Origin of the sequence: Lonepinella sp. BR2474 (assembly GCF_051851555.1) — a bacterium.
In the GTDB taxonomy this organism is placed as follows: Bacteria; Pseudomonadota; Gammaproteobacteria; order Enterobacterales; family Pasteurellaceae; genus Lonepinella.
This window is the reverse complement of the sequence record NZ_JBPDVH010000002.1, coordinates 108,380-124,748: the sequence shown is the minus strand read 5'-3', so window position 1 is coordinate 124,748 and position 16,369 is coordinate 108,380. Positions and strand designations below refer to the sequence as shown.

The 16,369-nt window shown below is 49.2% G+C and carries 17 protein-coding genes; all 17 read left to right on the top strand.

All coding sequences use genetic code 11. The annotated features are described in order from the left end of the window. The first annotated feature begins 3 nt into the window (after positions 1 to 3). The 17 genes from ACTG7Q_RS03375 (at position 4) to ACTG7Q_RS03295 (ending at position 16,365) form a co-directional block, all read left to right on the top strand. The gene (locus ACTG7Q_RS03375) at positions 4 to 1,629 is read left to right on the top strand and encodes a DUF935 domain-containing protein (protein WP_439240892.1); all 1,626 of its coding nucleotides are present in this window, start codon (positions 4 to 6) and stop codon (positions 1,627 to 1,629) included. Further along, complete coding sequence (locus ACTG7Q_RS03370; RefSeq protein ID WP_439240889.1) at positions 1,622 to 2,905, top strand: phage minor head protein; 1,284 nt, start codon at positions 1,622 to 1,624, stop codon at positions 2,903 to 2,905. The genes ACTG7Q_RS03375 and ACTG7Q_RS03370 overlap by 8 nt, the downstream gene beginning before the upstream one ends. A gap of 908 nt (positions 2,906 to 3,813) precedes the next feature. Continuing rightward, entirely contained in the window at positions 3,814 to 4,227 is a 414-nt protein-coding gene (locus tag ACTG7Q_RS03365; RefSeq protein ID WP_439240887.1) for a phage virion morphogenesis protein, read from the top strand. Positions 4,228 to 4,452: 225 nt separating this feature from the next. Further along, positions 4,453 to 5,571 carry a phage protease gene (locus tag ACTG7Q_RS03360; protein ID WP_439240885.1) on the top strand — a complete coding sequence of 373 codons (1,119 nt, stop codon included), beginning with the start codon at positions 4,453 to 4,455 and terminating at the stop codon, positions 5,569 to 5,571. Positions 5,572 to 5,588: 17 nt separating this feature from the next. Then, entirely contained in the window at positions 5,589 to 6,509 is a 921-nt protein-coding gene (locus ACTG7Q_RS03355; protein ID WP_439240883.1) for a Mu-like prophage major head subunit gpT family protein, read from the top strand. A 54-nt stretch (positions 6,510 to 6,563) separates the two neighbouring features. Beyond that, positions 6,564 to 6,857: a hypothetical protein gene (locus ACTG7Q_RS03350; protein ID WP_439240881.1), complete on the top strand. Its 294-nt coding sequence runs from the start codon at positions 6,564 to 6,566 to the stop codon at positions 6,855 to 6,857. A gap of 8 nt (positions 6,858 to 6,865) precedes the next feature. Beyond that, positions 6,866 to 7,300: a gp436 family protein gene (locus tag ACTG7Q_RS03345; RefSeq protein ID WP_439240878.1), complete on the top strand. Its 435-nt coding sequence runs from the start codon at positions 6,866 to 6,868 to the stop codon at positions 7,298 to 7,300. Continuing rightward, positions 7,260 to 7,949, top strand: a complete 690-nt coding sequence (locus ACTG7Q_RS03340; RefSeq protein WP_439240876.1) for a phage protein Gp37 — start codon at positions 7,260 to 7,262, stop codon at positions 7,947 to 7,949. The genes ACTG7Q_RS03345 and ACTG7Q_RS03340 overlap by 41 nt, the downstream gene beginning before the upstream one ends. Positions 7,950 to 7,960: 11 nt before the next feature. Then, positions 7,961 to 8,158: a DUF2635 domain-containing protein gene (locus ACTG7Q_RS03335; RefSeq protein ID WP_439240874.1), complete on the top strand. Its 198-nt coding sequence runs from the start codon at positions 7,961 to 7,963 to the stop codon at positions 8,156 to 8,158. Beyond that, positions 8,158 to 9,567, top strand: coding sequence for a phage tail sheath subtilisin-like domain-containing protein (locus ACTG7Q_RS03330; protein ID WP_439240872.1), 1,410 nt, complete (start codon positions 8,158 to 8,160; stop codon positions 9,565 to 9,567). The genes ACTG7Q_RS03335 and ACTG7Q_RS03330 overlap by 1 nt, the downstream gene beginning before the upstream one ends. A gap of 9 nt (positions 9,568 to 9,576) precedes the next feature. After that, positions 9,577 to 9,945: a phage tail tube protein gene (locus tag ACTG7Q_RS03325; protein WP_439240870.1), complete on the top strand. Its 369-nt coding sequence runs from the start codon at positions 9,577 to 9,579 to the stop codon at positions 9,943 to 9,945. Beyond that, entirely contained in the window at positions 9,945 to 10,301 is a 357-nt protein-coding gene (locus tag ACTG7Q_RS03320) for a hypothetical protein (RefSeq protein WP_439240868.1), read from the top strand. Before ACTG7Q_RS03325 ends, ACTG7Q_RS03320 begins: the two co-directional genes overlap by 1 nt. After that, positions 10,229 to 10,549 (top strand): hypothetical protein, encoded by a 321-nt coding sequence (locus tag ACTG7Q_RS03315; protein ID WP_439241531.1) that lies wholly within the window; start codon positions 10,229 to 10,231, stop codon positions 10,547 to 10,549. The genes ACTG7Q_RS03320 and ACTG7Q_RS03315 overlap by 73 nt, the downstream gene beginning before the upstream one ends. A gap of 76 nt (positions 10,550 to 10,625) precedes the next feature. Further along, positions 10,626 to 13,163, top strand: coding sequence for a phage tail tape measure protein (locus tag ACTG7Q_RS03310; protein WP_439240866.1), 2,538 nt, complete (start codon positions 10,626 to 10,628; stop codon positions 13,161 to 13,163). A 2-nt stretch (positions 13,164 to 13,165) separates the two neighbouring features. After that, entirely contained in the window at positions 13,166 to 14,557 is a 1,392-nt protein-coding gene (locus ACTG7Q_RS03305) for a DNA circularization protein (RefSeq protein ID WP_439240864.1), read from the top strand. Continuing rightward, complete coding sequence (locus ACTG7Q_RS03300) at positions 14,541 to 15,701, top strand: phage baseplate assembly protein (protein WP_439240862.1); 1,161 nt, start codon at positions 14,541 to 14,543, stop codon at positions 15,699 to 15,701. Before ACTG7Q_RS03305 ends, ACTG7Q_RS03300 begins: the two co-directional genes overlap by 17 nt. Positions 15,702 to 15,726: 25 nt before the next feature. Next, a complete protein-coding gene (locus ACTG7Q_RS03295; RefSeq protein WP_439240860.1) occupies positions 15,727 to 16,365 on the top strand; it encodes a phage baseplate assembly protein V in 639 nt (212 codons plus the stop codon). Positions 16,366 to 16,369: the final 4 nt, after the last annotated feature.

The following is a 16,369-nucleotide window of genomic DNA, read 5'->3' as shown; positions in this document are numbered from 1 at the left end:
TAAATGGCGGATAAATTTTGGTTAAAAGTAAAAAGTGCGGTGAAAAAATGGGTTAATCCAATGCAGACCGACGAGGCGGAAGTGACGGCAAGTGGTCGGGTGATTGCCGATCACCCGAGTTTTAAAATTACCCCTGCCAAGTTGAAAGGCTTGTTGGAAGATGCCGAGGCGGGCGATATTACCGCTCAACATGAGCTGTTTGCAGATATTGAAGAACGGGACGGCGATATTGCCGCCAATATGGGGACAAGAAAGCGGGCCATTTTAACCCTAGATTGGGGGATTTTTGCCCCTGAGAAAGCGACCCCACAGGAAGAAAAATTGACCGAATCGGTACAGGCACTCTTTGAGCGGATGGGCTATTTAGATGATTTTTTAATGGACTGTATGGATGCGGTGGGGCATGGTTTTTCAGCTATGGAGATTGAATGGCAGTTGGTGGACGGTCAGCAGTTGCCGTTACGTTTTTTGGCACGTCCGCAGTCGTGGTTTCGGTTAGATAAAGATGATAATTTGTTATTAAAAACCCCGGCTAACACCATGGGCGAACCGTTGCGTCCGTTTGGGTGGGTGGTGCATGTACATAAAAACCGTTCTGTGCAACTGGCTCGTAACGGGTTGTATCGTACGCTGGCATGGCTGTATATGTTTAAACATTATGCGGTGCATGATTTTGCGGAGTTTTTGGAACTTTACGGCATGCCGATTCGGATTGGTAAATATGGTGCCGGTGCCACCGAGGGCGAGAAGAAAACGCTTTTACGTGCGTTGGCACAAATTGGGCATAACGCTGCGGGGATTATGCCGGAAAGTATGGCGGTGGAACTGCATAATGCCGCCAGTGGCACCAGTAGCGGGAATAATCCGTTTTTGCAGATGATTGATTGGTGCGAAAAATCCATTGCACGGTTGATTTTGGGGCAAACCTTAACCAGTGGCGCAGACGGCAAGAGTTCGACCAATGCGTTGGGGACGGTGCATAATGAAGTGCGACGTGATTTGTTGTTGTCAGATGCCAGACAGATTGAGCAAACCATTACGCAACAGGTGATTTTGCCGTATTTGCAGGTGAATGTGGATCCGAATATGGATGTGAGCCGTTTACCGTATTTTGCCTTTGATACGCAAGAGACGGAGGATTTAGCGAGCTTTGCGGAGGCCTTGCCGAAGTTGGTAGATGTGGGCATGCAAATTCCTGAACACTGGGCGAAAGATAAACTGGGCATTCCTGAACCGAAAGAAGATGAACCGGTTTTAAAACGGGTTTTAAATGGCGTTCAAATGGGGAATGAAACCGCATTAAAAAACACCGCACTTTCTGCTGTTTCGCACGGCGTGGGTTGCCCTTGTGGTTGTCAGGCGGTGGCGTTGGGGGCAACGATTGACCCAACTTCCCCGCAAGGACGGTTAGATGGGGCGATTGATGAGGCGTTAGGGGCAGTGGATTTTAATGCACAGTTAGATCCCCTAGTGCAAGTGGCGGTGTCGGCGTTGATGCGTTGTGAAAGCTATGCCGAGGCGAGCGATAAGTTGGCGGAGATTTACCCTGATTTGACCTCGGTGGAACATCAGCGGTATTTACGCAATGGCTTATTGGTGGCGGATTTGTTAGGGGGCGGTCGTGGCTGATGTGGGGTTTTTGTTAGGGCTTGAGCCGAAAAAGGCGATTGAATTTTTACAAAACAAGAAAGTGGCCGCAGGGAAACTTAATCAAGCGGGCATGATTGATAGTGCCACGGCAAGAGCCACCAGTATTGCCAATTTGTCGAGCCTTGAGATGACCAAAGATATTTATCAATCGCTGGCAGAGGCGCAGGCGAAAGGCATTGCGTTTGGGCAGTGGAAAAAGGATTTAGTGGCTCATTTTGAAAAGAAAGGCTGGGTGGTTGGGCATGATAAGAAAATCAGTCGAGGCATTGATGGCACGATTTTAGCCGACCCGAAAACAGGCGAGCTGTTTGGTACGCCTCGGCGATTAGAAACCATTTTCCGGACCAATATGCAACAGGCCTTTGCCGCACAAAATTATCAGGCGTTGCGGGATAATGCGGATGAGCGCCCTTATTGGCAATACAGTGCAGTGAATGATGACCGCACTCGCCCGAGTCATGGGGCTATGGATGGGTTGATTTATCGCTTTGATGATCCGTTTTGGTCGGTGTTTTATCCGCCAAATGGGTTTAATTGCCGTTGTACGGTGATTGCCTTGGCGGATCGGGATATTGAGCGGGATAAGTTGTTTGTGTCGGATGGTGAGGACAATCTGATTGAGCATGAGCGTCCGTTAAAACAAGGTACGGAGAAAACCACGGCATTTAAGTTGCCTGATGGGCGGTTGGCAGTGACGGATCGGGGCTTTGATTATAATGTGGGGAAAATGAGCTATCGTCCGAATTTGGATAATTACCCTGAAACTTTGGCGCATGCGTTTGCGAAAAGGGAAATGAGTGGGGGGGAGTTTCGGTTTGAGTATGGGCGGTTGGAGAAAACCTTTTTTGAAGCGAAACAGAAACTCGGTTTTGATACCTTAACAACAAAAGATTTGCAGTATATTGAAAATCGGCTCACTAGAAATTTTAAATTCGCTACTGGGGTGTTATCCAATGAAACACAAAAAGCGATTCAATCAAGCGTGAAAACGGTTTGGCTATCGGATTCCACGCTGATTAAACAATTTGATAGCCGAGAGGGACAAAATTTTAGTGTAGAGAATTATGCAGTTGCACCTGATGTGATTTATCAGCCTGATAAAGTAGTTGTTGATAACACTGGATTTAAATTATTTAAATTAGTGAATGGGATTAAATTGATTGCAGTGTTGAAAGTGTTAAATGAACATGGTGAAATCTTTATGACTTCATTTAGAAAAGCAAGCGATAAACAATGGAAGAAAGCATTTGAATAAGCCACTAGGCAGGGCTCGAACCCACTGCACACAGTCCAGATACTATTTCAATCCTACGCTCGCGATATCGAGATTCATCGCTTTTCTAGTGGCTGAGAATAATATAAGTGATTGTGGGTGGGATGTCAAGGGATATGTAGGATAAGCCACTAGGTAGGACAGCGACCCCTACACACGCGCTCGGTCACCTGAGCAGAATAAATTCATCCCAAGTAGGCTGCGATTAGCTGATTCATCGCTTTTCTAGTGGCTTGATGGCAACTAGGGGGTACTGCCACGCCCCACACGCACTCGTACACCTGAGCAGAACTAGTCATCCCAAGTAGGCCGCGGTCGGCAGAATTCACCGCTTTTCTAGTTGCCAAAGGTAGTGTAAAAGGTTGTAGGGAGGTTGTCAATAAATGTGTAGTATTGGAAAAAGTAGTGAAACAAAAAATAAAGCTAACTATCTGGTGGGACTCGAACACACCCACACATGTATCCCTGCCCTACGGCATTCGTTTAACAGTTCTCGAGATTCACTGTGTCAGATAGTTAGCATGGATAATATAAGGGGTTATGAGTGAGGTGTCAATGTGTGTAGGATAAGCCACTAGGTAGGACAGCGACCCCTACACACGCTCTCGGTCACCTGAGCAGAATAAATTCATCCCAAGTAGGCTGCGACCAGCTGATTCATCGCTTTTCTAGTGGCTTATAGCAACTAGGGGGTACTGCCACGCCCCACACGCTCTCAGTCACCTGAGCAGAGTAAACTCATCTCAAGTAGGCAGCGGTGGGCAGAATTCACCGCTTTTCTAGTTGCTGTGGATAATATAAATGGTTGTGGGTGGGGTGTCAAGGGTTTACCCTCACCCTAGCCCTCTCCCAAAGGGAGAGGGGATTGGTTAGGTTTTTTTGGAGGGAATATGATTCAGGTTGAGATTGATGATCAGATTTTGGTTGAGCAGTTGCGGAAGTTGCAACGGGGGGTTGTGCGACGTCAGCGGTTGATGAAAGCGTTGTCTGGGACGTTGAAAACGGCAGTAGATAAAAACTTTGCTCAGGGTGGGCGTCCTAAGTGGCAGGGGTTGAAGTATCGCAATGGGGTGCCGTTGGTGAATACGGGACATTTAAAAAATAGCATTCAGTCGGTGTATGATAATGATGTGGCGCAGGCGGGGACGAATGTGGTGTATGCGGGGATCCATCAATTCGGGGGTAAGGCGGGGCGCAATCGTCAGGTGACAATTCCTGCTCGTCCGTTTTTACGCTTGACTGCGGAAGATGAGGGGGATTTGGTGACGGATATTCAACGCTATTTACAGGGATTATTACAATAATTTGAAATCATGCGTCAATCGCTCGCTGTGGGGCTTTTAGGGGTAAGACGTAGGGTTGGTTAGATAAAAGTTTTTAAAAAAAATTAAAATGGTTTTAAAAGGGTTTTAAAACGGGTTTACCTCAACTTTGCCCTCTCCTATCGGGAGGGGGATTTTTTTATTCATTTCCTCTTTCTCTTCATTTTTTCATTTCGTTTTGTTTTTTAGGTATTGGTTATCTGCTGAATGCGGTCATCTCTTTGGGCGTTTGGGGCGGGGGTATGCTGTGAGTATGGGCGTCATTGTGAGGAGATGGATTGCGTGGAAAAGTTAAAACTGGCGGTGGCTGGGTTTGAGTTGCAACAAGGGCAACATGGGCGGATTCAGTTATTGCCCTATGGCGAGTTTCGGGCGGTAGATGGTCGCCCAACGGATGTGAAAGCGTGGATTGTGGCGGATAGCAACGGGCAAGATGTGGTGGATTTGGCGAACGGTCAGCAAAACCCCTTGCCGATTGATTATGAACATCAGATTTTGCATAGCAAAACCAATGGCAAAGAGGCACCGAGTGCGGGGTGGATGGAATATTTGTATTTTACCCCTCAGGGCATTTTTGCCGATGTGCGGTGGACGGATAAGGCAGCGGAGTATATTCGGTTGGGGGAATATCGCTATATTTCGGCGGTGTTTGCTTATGATACGGAGGGTTTCGTGCGCAAGATTTTTCATGCGGCATTAACCAACTTCCCTGCTTTAGATGGGATGGACGAGGCTATTGTGATGGCCAGTTCAGGATTTGATTTATCAACAACAAAGGAAATGAAACCAATGGATAAAGAACTATTAACGGCGTTATGTGCGTTATTTGGGCGTGAGGGTGCCACTGAGGCGGAAATTAAAGCGGAAGTGTTAGCTTTGGCGGAATCTAAGGGCGAAAGTGCGGTGGCCTTGTCGCAAGTTTATGCAGTGTTACAGGCTAAGGAGCAGAAAGTCGCCAGTCTGACGGCAGAAATGGGTAAGGTGGATCCGGCTAAATTTGTGCCAGTAGATCAGGTTGTCGCCTTGCAAGCGGATTTAAATGCGTTGAAAGCGGAGCGTGAGGGCGAGAAGAAAGCGCAGTTGATTCAAGCGGCGTTAAGTCAGGGCAAGTTGGCCCCTGCGTTGACAGACTGGGCGAACAGTTTGTCGGTGGCGGATTTATCGGCCTATTTAGATAAAGCCCCTGCGATTGCAGCGTTAAGTGGTGATACGCAAGCGAAAACTGATCCGAATGTTAATCAGGTGGCGTTATCAGCGGAAGAAGTGGCGGCAGCGAAGATGTTGGGTATGTCGGCAGCGGAATTTATCCAACAACATAAACAGTAATTATTAGGAGAATGAACATGAGTTTTAATAAATCTGCGGTATTAAGCATTTTAGACAGTCAATTTAAAAAGGACTTTGTGGCGGGGTTAGCGTTGACTAAACCACAATGGGGCGAGGTGGCAATGAAAATTGCCTCTAACACGAAAACCAATACTTATGGCTTTTTGGGTCAATTCCCGAAAATGCGTGAATGGGTGGGTGAACGTCAAATTCAAGCCATGCAAGCGCAAGGCATGAGCATTGAGAATAAAACCTATGAAACCACGGTGTCTATTCCTCGCACGGATATTGAGGACGACCAAGTGGGCTTGTTCCGTCCGATGGTGCAACAAGCGGCACAAAGTGCGGCGGAATTGCCGGACGATTTGGTGTTTGGGTTGTTGAAAAAAGGCAAAACCGAGCTGTGCTATGACGGTCAGGCGTTTTTTGACACCGATCACCCTGTTTACGAGAAAGTGGACGGTACGGGTTCGGCATCTCAGCAAAGCAATATTAGCAAAGGCGGTAATACGGGCGAACCGGCATTTTATTTGCTTGATACTAGCAATGCGATTAAGCCGTTAATTTGGCAAGAACGCACGGCGCCTGAAATTGAGACCAAGTTTGATCCGAGTCAATCGGAGAAAGTGTTTATGGAAGATGTGTACCTGTGGGGTGTGCGCTCCCGTGGTGCAGCGGGCTTTGGTTTTTGGCAGTTAGCGCACCGTGTGGAAGATACCACGCTGAATGCAGAAAATATTATGGCGGCACTGGCGAAGATGAAAGCCTTAAAAGGTGACGGCGGTAAGCTGTTAAATCTGCGTCCGAATGTGTTGTTAGTGCCACCAAGTTTAGAGTTTAAGGCTCGTCAGATTTGTGAGGCGGAGTTGATTAATGGCTCGTCTAATATTCTGAAAGGGGTGTTAAAAGTGGTGGTATCTAGTCAGGTGGTTGAGTAAGTATACCCTCACCCTAGCCCTCTCCCAACGGGAGAGGGGATTGGTTAGGGCAATATGTCTTTTGGAGTGAAGAATATGGCGAAGAAGAAAACGGAACAAGGGGCGGATGTGTTGGATAACGCACAAGAGGCGGTACAGCCAGATAATGAGGCAACGCAATTTGTTCAACCTAGCGGGGTGATGGTGCGATTGCGTGAGAATCATCCGCAAGATAGCTATGGGCGTGCGGGCATGCGTTTTGGCAAGGAGAAATGGGTGGAAATTGGCATGGCTGAATTAAGCCATGAGCAACTTGAAGCGCTTCTCCATGACGATTGGTTGCAAGTGGAATTTATCTCTCAAGGTTAGGTGATGTGATGGCAAGTTATGCGAGCGCAGCGGATTTTATTTTGCGGGTGGGCGAATTGCAGAGTTTGCAGTTGACCGACCGTGAGGGCAAGGGGGAGATCAATACCCTGTTGTTGGAATTGGCGTTGACGGATAGCAGTTCGCAAATGGACGGCTATTTGACGGCTCGTTATGGCTTGCCATTGGCAGAGATTCCGCAGAATCTGGTGCGAATCTGCTGTGATTTAGCCCGTTTTCGGTTGTGCAGTATGTCGGATGTGGAGATTACCGAGGAAATTATTGAGCGTTATAAGTTGAGCTTGAAAGAGTTGGAACAGTTGGCGAGCGGTAAAATTTCGTTAGGTTTAGTGCCTGCGGACGACTTGGATAATTCAACGGCGGAAAATGCGGTGCAGTTTTTTAATGGCAATAATCGGGTGTTTGGACGTGATTACGAAAATTGAGAATGGGTTAGTTGAACGGCTGACAAGGGGCTTGGGACGACTTGCTGCGACGGTGAAAAGCTATGGCGGTGAGTTGGACGACAAGAGCCTTGGCACCAGTCGGTTGCCGTTGGTGATGGTGACTTATGGCGGTTCTCGTATTCATTGCAAAAATATTCGGGCGGGTCGGTATCAAAGCGAGGCGAGTTTTGCGGTGTTGGTGGTGACCCAATCGTTACGCAGTAATTTAGCCGGTCGGCAAGGGGGCGTGGATAGTCGGGAAATTGGGGCAAATACCTTGATTTCAGCGGTGCGCCGTTTGTTAGATGGGCAGACGTTGGGCGGGTTATGTCAGCCATTGCGACCGATGCGGATTGAAACGCTGTTTAATCATGCGCAGGTGCAAGCCAAGACGTTGACGGCGTACAGCCTCGAATATGAGGCGGTGTTTGATGACTTGGCGCCGTTGGAAGATGGGCGATTCCCTGAGGTGACGCAAGATGAACGCAGTGCTGATTATGTGTTTAATGCCTATTCGGGGGAATTATCGCCTGAGTATGGTTGGCTTGAACAGGTAACGGGCAAGATTTTTGATCCGACCACGGGGGCAACAGTGCCGTTTGAGGTGGAAACGCAGACGCCATCAGCAGAAAGTGCGGTTAAAAAGTAAGGAGTTTTTTTATGTTAGTAAAAGCGAAAGATGGCGTGAAAGTGCCGTTTGAAAATAACCCCGCTCAGGTGATTGAGCAAGAGGCGGTGAGCGTGGTAGATAGCCTGTATTATCGCCGTTTGGTACAGCAAGGGGATTTAGTGATTGTGGAAAACGTGGCAAAAACTAAAACCAGTGGCAAAGTGAAAACAGAGAAAGGAGCAGACTAATGGCAGTTGAATTTGAACATATTCCAACCAGTACTCGCCATCCAGGCGTATATACGGAATACAATACCAAAGGGGCGGTGAGTACACTTCCCACCAATGAGCAGGAAGTGTTAATTCTTGCCCCGATGACGAAAACGACAGAAAACGGTTTTACGGCGCCGGTGCGTGTGTATTCGGATGTGGAGGCAGCGGAGGCCTTTGGGTATGGCTCATGGGCGCATTTGATGGCCCGTGTGGCGATTAAAAATAATGCGTTGATTCGTTTATCCATTGTGGGCTTGGCGGATCACCCTGCGGGGGTGGCAGCGACAGGCTCGGTGAGTTTAGCGGGTACCGCTGGCGGACAAGGGGTGGTGACGGTATCTGTTGCCAATCAGGATTTTAAAATTAGCGTGACCACAGGGGAAACCGCCGCACAATGTGCGACTCGTTTGGCGACGTTGATTAATGCCACACCTGATGCGGTGGTGACGGCAGCAGTCAATGAGGGAACGTTAAGTTTCACCGCAAAATGCAAAGGCGAGATCGGTAATGAGATTTCAATCGGCACCCAAAATACGGTGACGGGCTTGAGCTTGTCCGCCACGGCGTTTAATGGCGGGCAAGAAAATGCGGAATTAACCCCTGCGTTAACTAGCGTGGCGGGCGAACAATATCATGTGATTATTTCGCCGTTTGCAGATGTGAAAAATGCCAAAGCCTTGGGCGAGCATTTAGCGGCGGTATCCAGTCCAACGGAGAAAAAGCCCGGTATTGGTGTATTGGGTTGGTCTGGCAGTATGGCCAGTGGCACCACCTTTACGCAACAGTTAAATGATGCTCGTTTGACTTGTGGTTGGTATAAAGGCTCGACGGATTCGGTGGCGTTGATTGCTGCTGGCTTTGGGGCGGTGATTGCTGGGGAAGAAGATCCAGCTCGTCCGTTAAATACCTTGCAAGTGAAAGGCTTGGCGGAAGTGGATGCGACGCAGATTCCGTTATTTACGGAGGCGAATCAAGCGTTATTTCATGGTTTAACGCCGTTAAAAATCGTCAATCACAAGGTGCAGATTTTGCGTGCGATTAGTACGTATACCAAATCGGCGACCAATACGGACGATCCGTCATTGTTGGATTTAACCACGATTCGTACGCTAGATTATGTGCGTAAAGCGGTGGAACAGCGTATTGAGTTGCGTTTCCCTCGGGCGAAATTGTCGGCACGTACGCCAGCGAAAGTGAAATCGGAAGTGTTGGATGTGTTGTTGCGGATGGAAGATTTGGAAATCTTGGAAAATGTGGCAGCGAACAAAGGCAAGTTGGTGGCAGAACGCAATGGGCAAGATGTGAACCGTTTAGATGTGGTGATCCCTGCGGATGTGGTGAACGGCTTGCATGTGGTGGCGAATCGTATTGATTTGATTTTATAGGAGTAGATTATGGCGTTGAAATATGCAAGTTTGGGCGTGGTGGACGTTGACGGTCAGGAAATTGAACTGACTAAGTTGGATGTAAAAGTCATCACAGGGCGAAAAGCGGTAAAAACCATTAATCGTAAAGGGCGTGTGAAAGGCTATGCGAAAGGCATTGCGGAGTTTAGTTTGTCTATGACGGTAGCCGTGCCATTAGATGGCTCAGAGCCTCTGTGGGATGATGTGGATGATGCCCGTGTGACGGTGGAAGAACAAAACGGGGAGCGTATTTCTTACTTAAACTGTTTTGTGACGGAAGTTGGCACCAGTTACACCGTGGATAACGAAGAATTGCGTGATATTCAAATGGTGGCGTGCGATAAGGTGGCTGAATAATGAACGGTCGCTTGTTGCTTGGGCTAGCGGTGGACGGGGCGGTTTACTTTGATTTTGAAGTGAACCTGCTCACGCTCGCTGGCGAATGTCGGGCGGTGGCGATGTTGGACGAGTTGGGCTTGGTGGGCTTGCCAGAGAATATGTTATCGGCAGAGCAAATGCTGTTAATTGAGATGGTGTATTTGTCGCAACAGTTGAACATTGTGGGCGTGCCGTCTGAACAGCTTTCGGCGGAATTTCTGTTAAACCATCTCACCCCGACAGATTATGAACTGGTGGGGCAATGTTTGGCGGATTTGCGAAAAAAGCGTATCGCCGCTGGGGAGCGCCTAAGCGAGAAACCCATCAGCCCGTAGTGCCTCTTTCGCTGTTTGAACTGGAAAAGGGGCTGCGAAGTGCGGTGCTTTTTTTAAGTAAATTTGGCTTTGGGTATGTGCAAGTGGCGAGCATGTGTCATGCAGAGCTTGGCGCTTGGGTAGACAGCGGGTTGTCGGCGTTGGGGATTTCTCCACAAGATCGGCGCTCGGCGCAGGAAAACCATACGCAGTATGTGTTCCAACGGCGGAAAAACACAGCGGAAAAAACAAGCAATGTGGGTCAATAGACCCTAAGAAAAAGGGGCGTGATGCCCTTTTTTATAGGGGTTAAATGAGGTTTAAATCAGGTTTAAAGAGGTTTTTATGGCAGATAATTTAGATTATACGGTATCGGTGCGATTTGATGATCAGGCCAGTGATGGGGTAAAAAAGGTCACGTCTGAAATTGAGAAAGGGGCGAAACAAGCCACGGAGGCGGTGAAACGGGGGCAACAGGAACAACAAAACAGTGCCAAGAAAACCGACGAGGTGCAACGGGGCTTGTCGGAGAAAGCCGCCAATTATGCACGGCGATTAAGTGCGGTACGGTCGCAGTTGGGCGTGCGGTCAGAGCATCAGATTCGGCGTGAAATTCAACGCACGGAGGCGGCCTATAATCGGTTGGCTCGCAGTGGCACGGCCTCGGCGGGGGAATTACGACGGGCGTTTGCGGCGCAACAGCAACAGGTGAGAGCGTTGAATGCGGAGATGGGGCGTGTGTCTGTGGGGGCGAGAGTTGGCTCGGTATTTCAGGGCGTGGCAGGGTTAGCGGCTGGTGTGACGGCTGGCGCAATGGTATTGCGTGAGCCGGTAAAAAAAGAGATGAACTATGATCGGCAATTAGCCATGGTGGCAAATACCGCCTTTTCTGAGCGGGATGTACCTGGGCGTATTGCGGGCAAAAAGGAACTGCATGAGGCAGTGAAAAAAGCGGTGGAAGTTGGCGGCGGTAGCAAAGAAGATGCCTTGAGTTCGTTAGATACCATGTTGGCCTCGGGTGTGGTGAAAGCCGATACGGCAATGGCATTGTTGCCGACTTTGCAGAAAGGGGCGGTTGCCACGGGGGCAAGCTCGGAGGATTTAGCCAAGATTGCGATTTCGTCTATGCAACAGTTTGGGATTGGTGAGAATGACATTGGCAAGGTGTTGGATATGGCTGTGGCTGCGGGGCAAGCGGGGAATTTTGAGCTAGCCGATATGGCTCGTTGGCTACCGCAACAAATGGCAGCCGCCAAAAGTGCGGGATTGAGTGGTATTGATGGCTTGCAAACCTTGTTAGTGGCGAATCAGCAAGCAAGGGTTACCGCAGGGAGCAGTGATGAGGCGGGCAATAATTTGGTGAATTTGTTAGCCAAAATCACCAGTAAGGAAACCACGGAACGCTTTAAGAAAATTGAATATACGGATAAAAAAGGCAAGAAATATGACGGCATTAACTTAATGCAGTCTATGGAAAATTATAAAGCCAAGGGGCAAGACAGTTTGCAAGCCTTTATGTCGATTATGGATGATGTGATCGGCAATGACAAAAATTATAAAACCTTGCAGAAAAAGCTGAAAACCGCCAAAACGGAAGAACGCAAAGCCTTATTGGAGCAGATGACGAACTTGGTGGAGGGAACGGCGATTGGGCAAGTGATTTCGGATCGTCAGGCGTTAATGGCGTTGTTGGGGATCCGCAATAATGTGCAGTTAGGCGAGGAAGTGCGTGAGCAAGTAGAACATTCGGATGGTGCGGTGGAAACGTCCCATCAGGTGATTAAAGATACCAATGATTATAAGACGGAAGATTTAAAAAATACCGCTGATTTTGCGCAAATGGCGAGCATGAAAGGGTTTAATAATGTGTTGGGTAATGTGAGTCAGCAGTTGGCGGATTATGGTAAGGAATACCCTGAGCTTGCCAGTGCGATTGCGGGCGCTGGCACAGGCATTAAAGCCTTGGGTGCAGCAGCTATGACGGCTGCTGGTGCGGTGGCGTTGCTAGGGGGTGGTCGTGGGTTAGGCGGGGGCATGTTACGTGGCGGATTGGGACGAGTGTTTACTACCGCTGCGACGGCAGGCACCGCAACAGCAACTGCTGGAGCAACGACGGCGACGGCAGGCACAACGGCTAGTGCAGTGGGTGCAGGGTTGATTGCACCCGTTTTGGTCGGGGCGATTGGGTTGGGCTATTCCAGTAATTTAAATACGGGCGAAAATGACACCGTGGCATTGCAACAAAAAGTAGCGAGTGGCACAGCGACGCCGACGGAGTTGGCACAAGCGGATAGCTTGTATGCCAATAATCGGGCGGAAGTTGAGCAGAAACGGGTAAAACGTGAGGCGTATTTTCAACAGCAAGGGCGCCCTGCGTTGAACGCTGAACAACAGGCGGAATATGAATCAGCGTTAGCGCCTATTTTGGCGGCGTTGGCGGCGAAAGAGAAACAAGCCAATAAGAAAAAAAGCGACGATGCCAGAAGTACGTTGAATAACTTTTGGGCGAGTGATGAAGAAAAAACCGAGGCTCGGGCGTGGTTGGATAGTCAGAAAAAAGGTAAGTTGGGCGTTTCTGCTCGTGGGGCGACTGGGGGCTATTCAGGGTTGGCGAATGCAGAACTCGGCAAGCCGTCGTTATTGTCTGGGCAAAGTGTGGGGGCGATTGATTTTGCACCGTTGCAACAATCACAACAGCAAGGTTGGGAGGCGTTACGCTCGGGGTTGAGTGCGGATATTGCGGGATTGGGGCAGAAAATAGAAAGTTTGTTTATGGGCAAGGAAACCACGATTCAGAACAAGATTACGCTAGAAATGGACGGTCGCCCTGTGGCAGAGAAAACGTCAGAATATCAGTATCGGGAATTTAAGCGAGGGGGTTAAGAATGAGTTTAATGCGTGGTTGGACCATGTCGGTGCGTCAGGCGAAATTTGGCGGGGTGAGCTTTGATGTGTTGGCAGTGGAAGATAGCTTTGAGCGTGCGGTAGTGGAACATAGCTATCCGTTTGTCAATGGAGCAGATTTGGAGGCTATGGGGTTAAATCCGTTGTCGGTGAGTTTGTCGGCGGTGTTTTTTGGAGAAAGTTATTATGCGGATTTTCAGGCGTTTTTAAAAGCGTTGGAGAAAAATAAGCCTGATGTGTTGATGCACCCGATTCGAGGGCGGTTGCCGAATATGTTGTGTGTGTCGTCGAATTTTCGCCATGAGGCAGATTTGGTGGATTATGTGCAAGTGGATTTGCGCTTTGAGGAGGCCTCCCCTGCGCAACCGATTTTTGTGTTTAACAATGCGTTGTTGTCGCTGATTAATCAGGCGTTAGAGGCCATTGATAATCTGATTGAGACGATTTTAGATTATTACGATGTGGTGATGAAAACGGTGGTGACGGTGTTGAGTGTTAAAAATCGGTTGCTTGGCATGCGTGATACTTTGTTGGGGCTGTTTGATGCGGTGTGTGAGATGTTTGGTAAAAAAGCCACCTCACCGTTGCGGTCGGGAACGGTGGCCACGGTGAAAACCCTAAGCGAGGTGTTAAATGAGGGGTTGATGGCGATTGCGGAAGTAGATCAGGTGCAACAGGAACAGGCCATAGCGCATGAAAGTGCGGTGGAAAATAGCGCTGTTTTTTCAGCCAAAAGCCGTTTTGATGAACTGTTGCGCCAAGTGGAGGCGGTGTTGGCGTTGCCAGAGGATTTGTTGGTGGGGCGTGAAAGTGCGCCAACGGTGGATCAGGTGATGTCGGCGTTGGCGAACCCTGAGCAGGCGAAAACCAGTCAGGCAGGCTTTACCCCAGAGAATATGGCGGCATTGGCTTGTACGGTGCGGTTGTTGTGTGCGGGGTTGGTAGCGAAAGCAGCGGTGTTATTGATTGAGGAGGAGGCGGAAACGCTGTTGCCGACAGAGATTGAGCATATTTGCACGCAGGCGAGATGGCAGTTGTTGGGGGCGTTAAATGGGGTGCGTGCGTTGTTGGTGGAAGAAGAAAGCAAGCAAACGCTGCAACAGGGCGAATCGGGGGTGTATACCGCCATGCAGGAAACCGCCGAGGGGTTGCGTGAGGTGGCTCATCAAATGACGGCGTTGGCGTTGAGTGCGATTAATCAGAAACCGCCGTTGATGGTGCGTGAGGCGCCGGTGTCGGGGGCGTTGGTGCAACAGGCGCATAGTTTGTATGGGGATTATTCTCGGGCGGACGAGTTGTTGCGGTTAAATCCGCATATTCGCTATCCAAATTGGGTGGAAAAAGGGACGGTGTTAAATGGCTATGCAAGATAATGGGCAAGATAGTGGGCAAGATAACGGTTATCCGTTTAATAATGAAATTGTGGTTGAAATTGACGGCAAACAGCATAAAAACTGGGCGAGCTATGATATTGATAGCGATTTTCTGATCCCTGCGGATGCTTTTAGTTTTGAGCTAGGCAAGGGGTCGGATGACAATGTGGTGGCGGATTATTCGGGGCAGTCGGCGTTGGTGAAAATCAATGGGGAAACGGTGTTAACGGGGATTATAGACAGCGTGCAACATGAGATCAGCAAACAGGGGCGACGGTTAAGTTTAAGTGGGCGTGATCGGGCGGGCATTCTGTTGGACTGCTCGGCGCCACAGGTGAATGTGAAAGGCTTGACGGTGTTAGCAGCGGTGAAAAAACTGGTTGAGCCGTTGGGGATTACGCAAGTGAAGTTGAAAGCGGAGAGTAATCCGACACTGGACAAGGTCGATATTGAGGTGGGCGAGAGTGCGTGGGACGCTATTATTCATTGTGCCAATTCGGCGGGCTTGCATTGTTGGTTTGAGCCAGAGGGCGTGTTGGTTGTGGGCGGGGCGGATTATAGCTCGCCCCCTGTGGCGACATTGTGTTGCAGTAAAAATGGTGATCGGAATAATTTTTCACAGGCGAGTTTGATGTTTGATGTGTCGCAACAGTTTAGTGAGGTGACGTTTTTGGCACAACGGCATGGGCGCTCGGGGGATAGCAATAAAAATGATTTGAAGTGGGTATATCGAGATCCTGAGGTGGCGGTGTATAAGCCGAAAACCGTGGTGGTGCCGGATGTGGAGGATTTGACTGCGTTGCAGAAATGGGCGAAGAAATATCTTTCAGATAGCCAGTTGGAGGGGTTTACCTTGACGGTGACGGTACCCGATCATAAAACTCAGTCGGGGGTGCTTTGGGTACCAGGGCAACGGGTGCATGTGATTTGTGAGGAATTTGGCTTAGATGGGATTTTCTTTTTAATGGGTCGGCGGTTTATGTTGTCCCGTCAGGGCGGGTCGCAGACGGAATTACGCTTTAAGCAAGATGGGGTGTGGACGCCTGATGCTTATGTGGCGAAATCGGAAAAAGCGAGAAAACGCAAAGGCAAGAAAGGTAAAAAAGGCAAGAAAAAATTAGAGTTGGCCTCACTGGGTGCATAAATAACGGGTAAATAAGGGAGAACGTATGCGAAAAATGATTCGGCAAGTGAGAACGGTGGCGGAACAGGTGCAGTCTGGGGTGCGTCAGGCGTTTCGTGGGGTGTTGAATTTGATGTTGTCAGGGGATGAAATCCAGAAAACGCAGGTGTCGGGCTTGGCGGGGGAAACGCTTTCTGATGTGGAATTGATGCAACAGTTTGGGTTTACCTCTGTGCCTCCACAAGGCACGCAGGCGGTGATTTTACCGATTGGCGGGGCGACCACACACGGGGTGGTGATTGCCACGGAATGTGGGGCGTTTCGGGTGAAAAATTTGCAAGATGGCGAGGTGGCGGTGTATGACAAAAGCGGGTCGTCTATTGTGTTGAAACAGGGGCGGTTGATTGAGATTGATTGTGATGTGTTGAAAATTACCGCCTCAAGCAAGGTAGATATTCATTCGCCGTTAGTGGAAACGGATCGGGTGTTGACGGCTCAGGGTCAGATTAATGGCAATGGGGGGATGGCAGTGCAAGGCGGTTCGGGGGCGAGCTTTACGGGCAATGTGGCACAATCGGGGGGCAGTTTTACCACCACTGGGGATATGACGGCGAGTGGCAAGTCGTTTTTAGCGCATACGCATAAAGAACAGGGTGATGGGGCTGCGACAAGTCCGCCGTTATAAAGAG

What these genes read in the sequence shown, in the direction of transcription:
- ACTG7Q_RS03375 (WP_439240892.1), top strand. Translation starts at nt 4, where the DNA reads ATGGCGGATAAATTTTGGTTAAAAGTAAAAAGTGCGGTGAAAAAATGG.
- ACTG7Q_RS03365 (WP_439240887.1), top strand. Translation starts at nt 3,814, where the DNA reads ATGATTCAGGTTGAGATTGATGATCAGATTTTGGTTGAGCAGTTGCGG.
- ACTG7Q_RS03360 (WP_439240885.1), top strand. Translation starts at nt 4,453, where the DNA reads ATGCGGTCATCTCTTTGGGCGTTTGGGGCGGGGGTATGCTGTGAGTAT.
- ACTG7Q_RS03355 (WP_439240883.1), top strand. Translation starts at nt 5,589, where the DNA reads ATGAGTTTTAATAAATCTGCGGTATTAAGCATTTTAGACAGTCAATTT.
- ACTG7Q_RS03350 (WP_439240881.1), top strand. Translation starts at nt 6,564, where the DNA reads ATGTCTTTTGGAGTGAAGAATATGGCGAAGAAGAAAACGGAACAAGGG.
- ACTG7Q_RS03345 (WP_439240878.1), top strand. Translation starts at nt 6,866, where the DNA reads ATGGCAAGTTATGCGAGCGCAGCGGATTTTATTTTGCGGGTGGGCGAA.
- ACTG7Q_RS03340 (WP_439240876.1), top strand. Translation starts at nt 7,260, where the DNA reads ATGGCAATAATCGGGTGTTTGGACGTGATTACGAAAATTGAGAATGGG.
- ACTG7Q_RS03335 (WP_439240874.1), top strand. Translation starts at nt 7,961, where the DNA reads ATGTTAGTAAAAGCGAAAGATGGCGTGAAAGTGCCGTTTGAAAATAAC.
- ACTG7Q_RS03330 (WP_439240872.1), top strand. Translation starts at nt 8,158, where the DNA reads ATGGCAGTTGAATTTGAACATATTCCAACCAGTACTCGCCATCCAGGC.
- ACTG7Q_RS03325 (WP_439240870.1), top strand. Translation starts at nt 9,577, where the DNA reads ATGGCGTTGAAATATGCAAGTTTGGGCGTGGTGGACGTTGACGGTCAG.
- ACTG7Q_RS03320 (WP_439240868.1), top strand. Translation starts at nt 9,945, where the DNA reads ATGAACGGTCGCTTGTTGCTTGGGCTAGCGGTGGACGGGGCGGTTTAC.
- ACTG7Q_RS03315 (WP_439241531.1), top strand. Translation starts at nt 10,229, where the DNA reads ATGTTTGGCGGATTTGCGAAAAAAGCGTATCGCCGCTGGGGAGCGCCT.
- ACTG7Q_RS03310 (WP_439240866.1), top strand. Translation starts at nt 10,626, where the DNA reads ATGGCAGATAATTTAGATTATACGGTATCGGTGCGATTTGATGATCAG.
- ACTG7Q_RS03305 (WP_439240864.1), top strand. Translation starts at nt 13,166, where the DNA reads ATGAGTTTAATGCGTGGTTGGACCATGTCGGTGCGTCAGGCGAAATTT.
- ACTG7Q_RS03300 (WP_439240862.1), top strand. Translation starts at nt 14,541, where the DNA reads ATGGCTATGCAAGATAATGGGCAAGATAGTGGGCAAGATAACGGTTAT.
- ACTG7Q_RS03295 (WP_439240860.1), top strand. Translation starts at nt 15,727, where the DNA reads ATGCGAAAAATGATTCGGCAAGTGAGAACGGTGGCGGAACAGGTGCAG.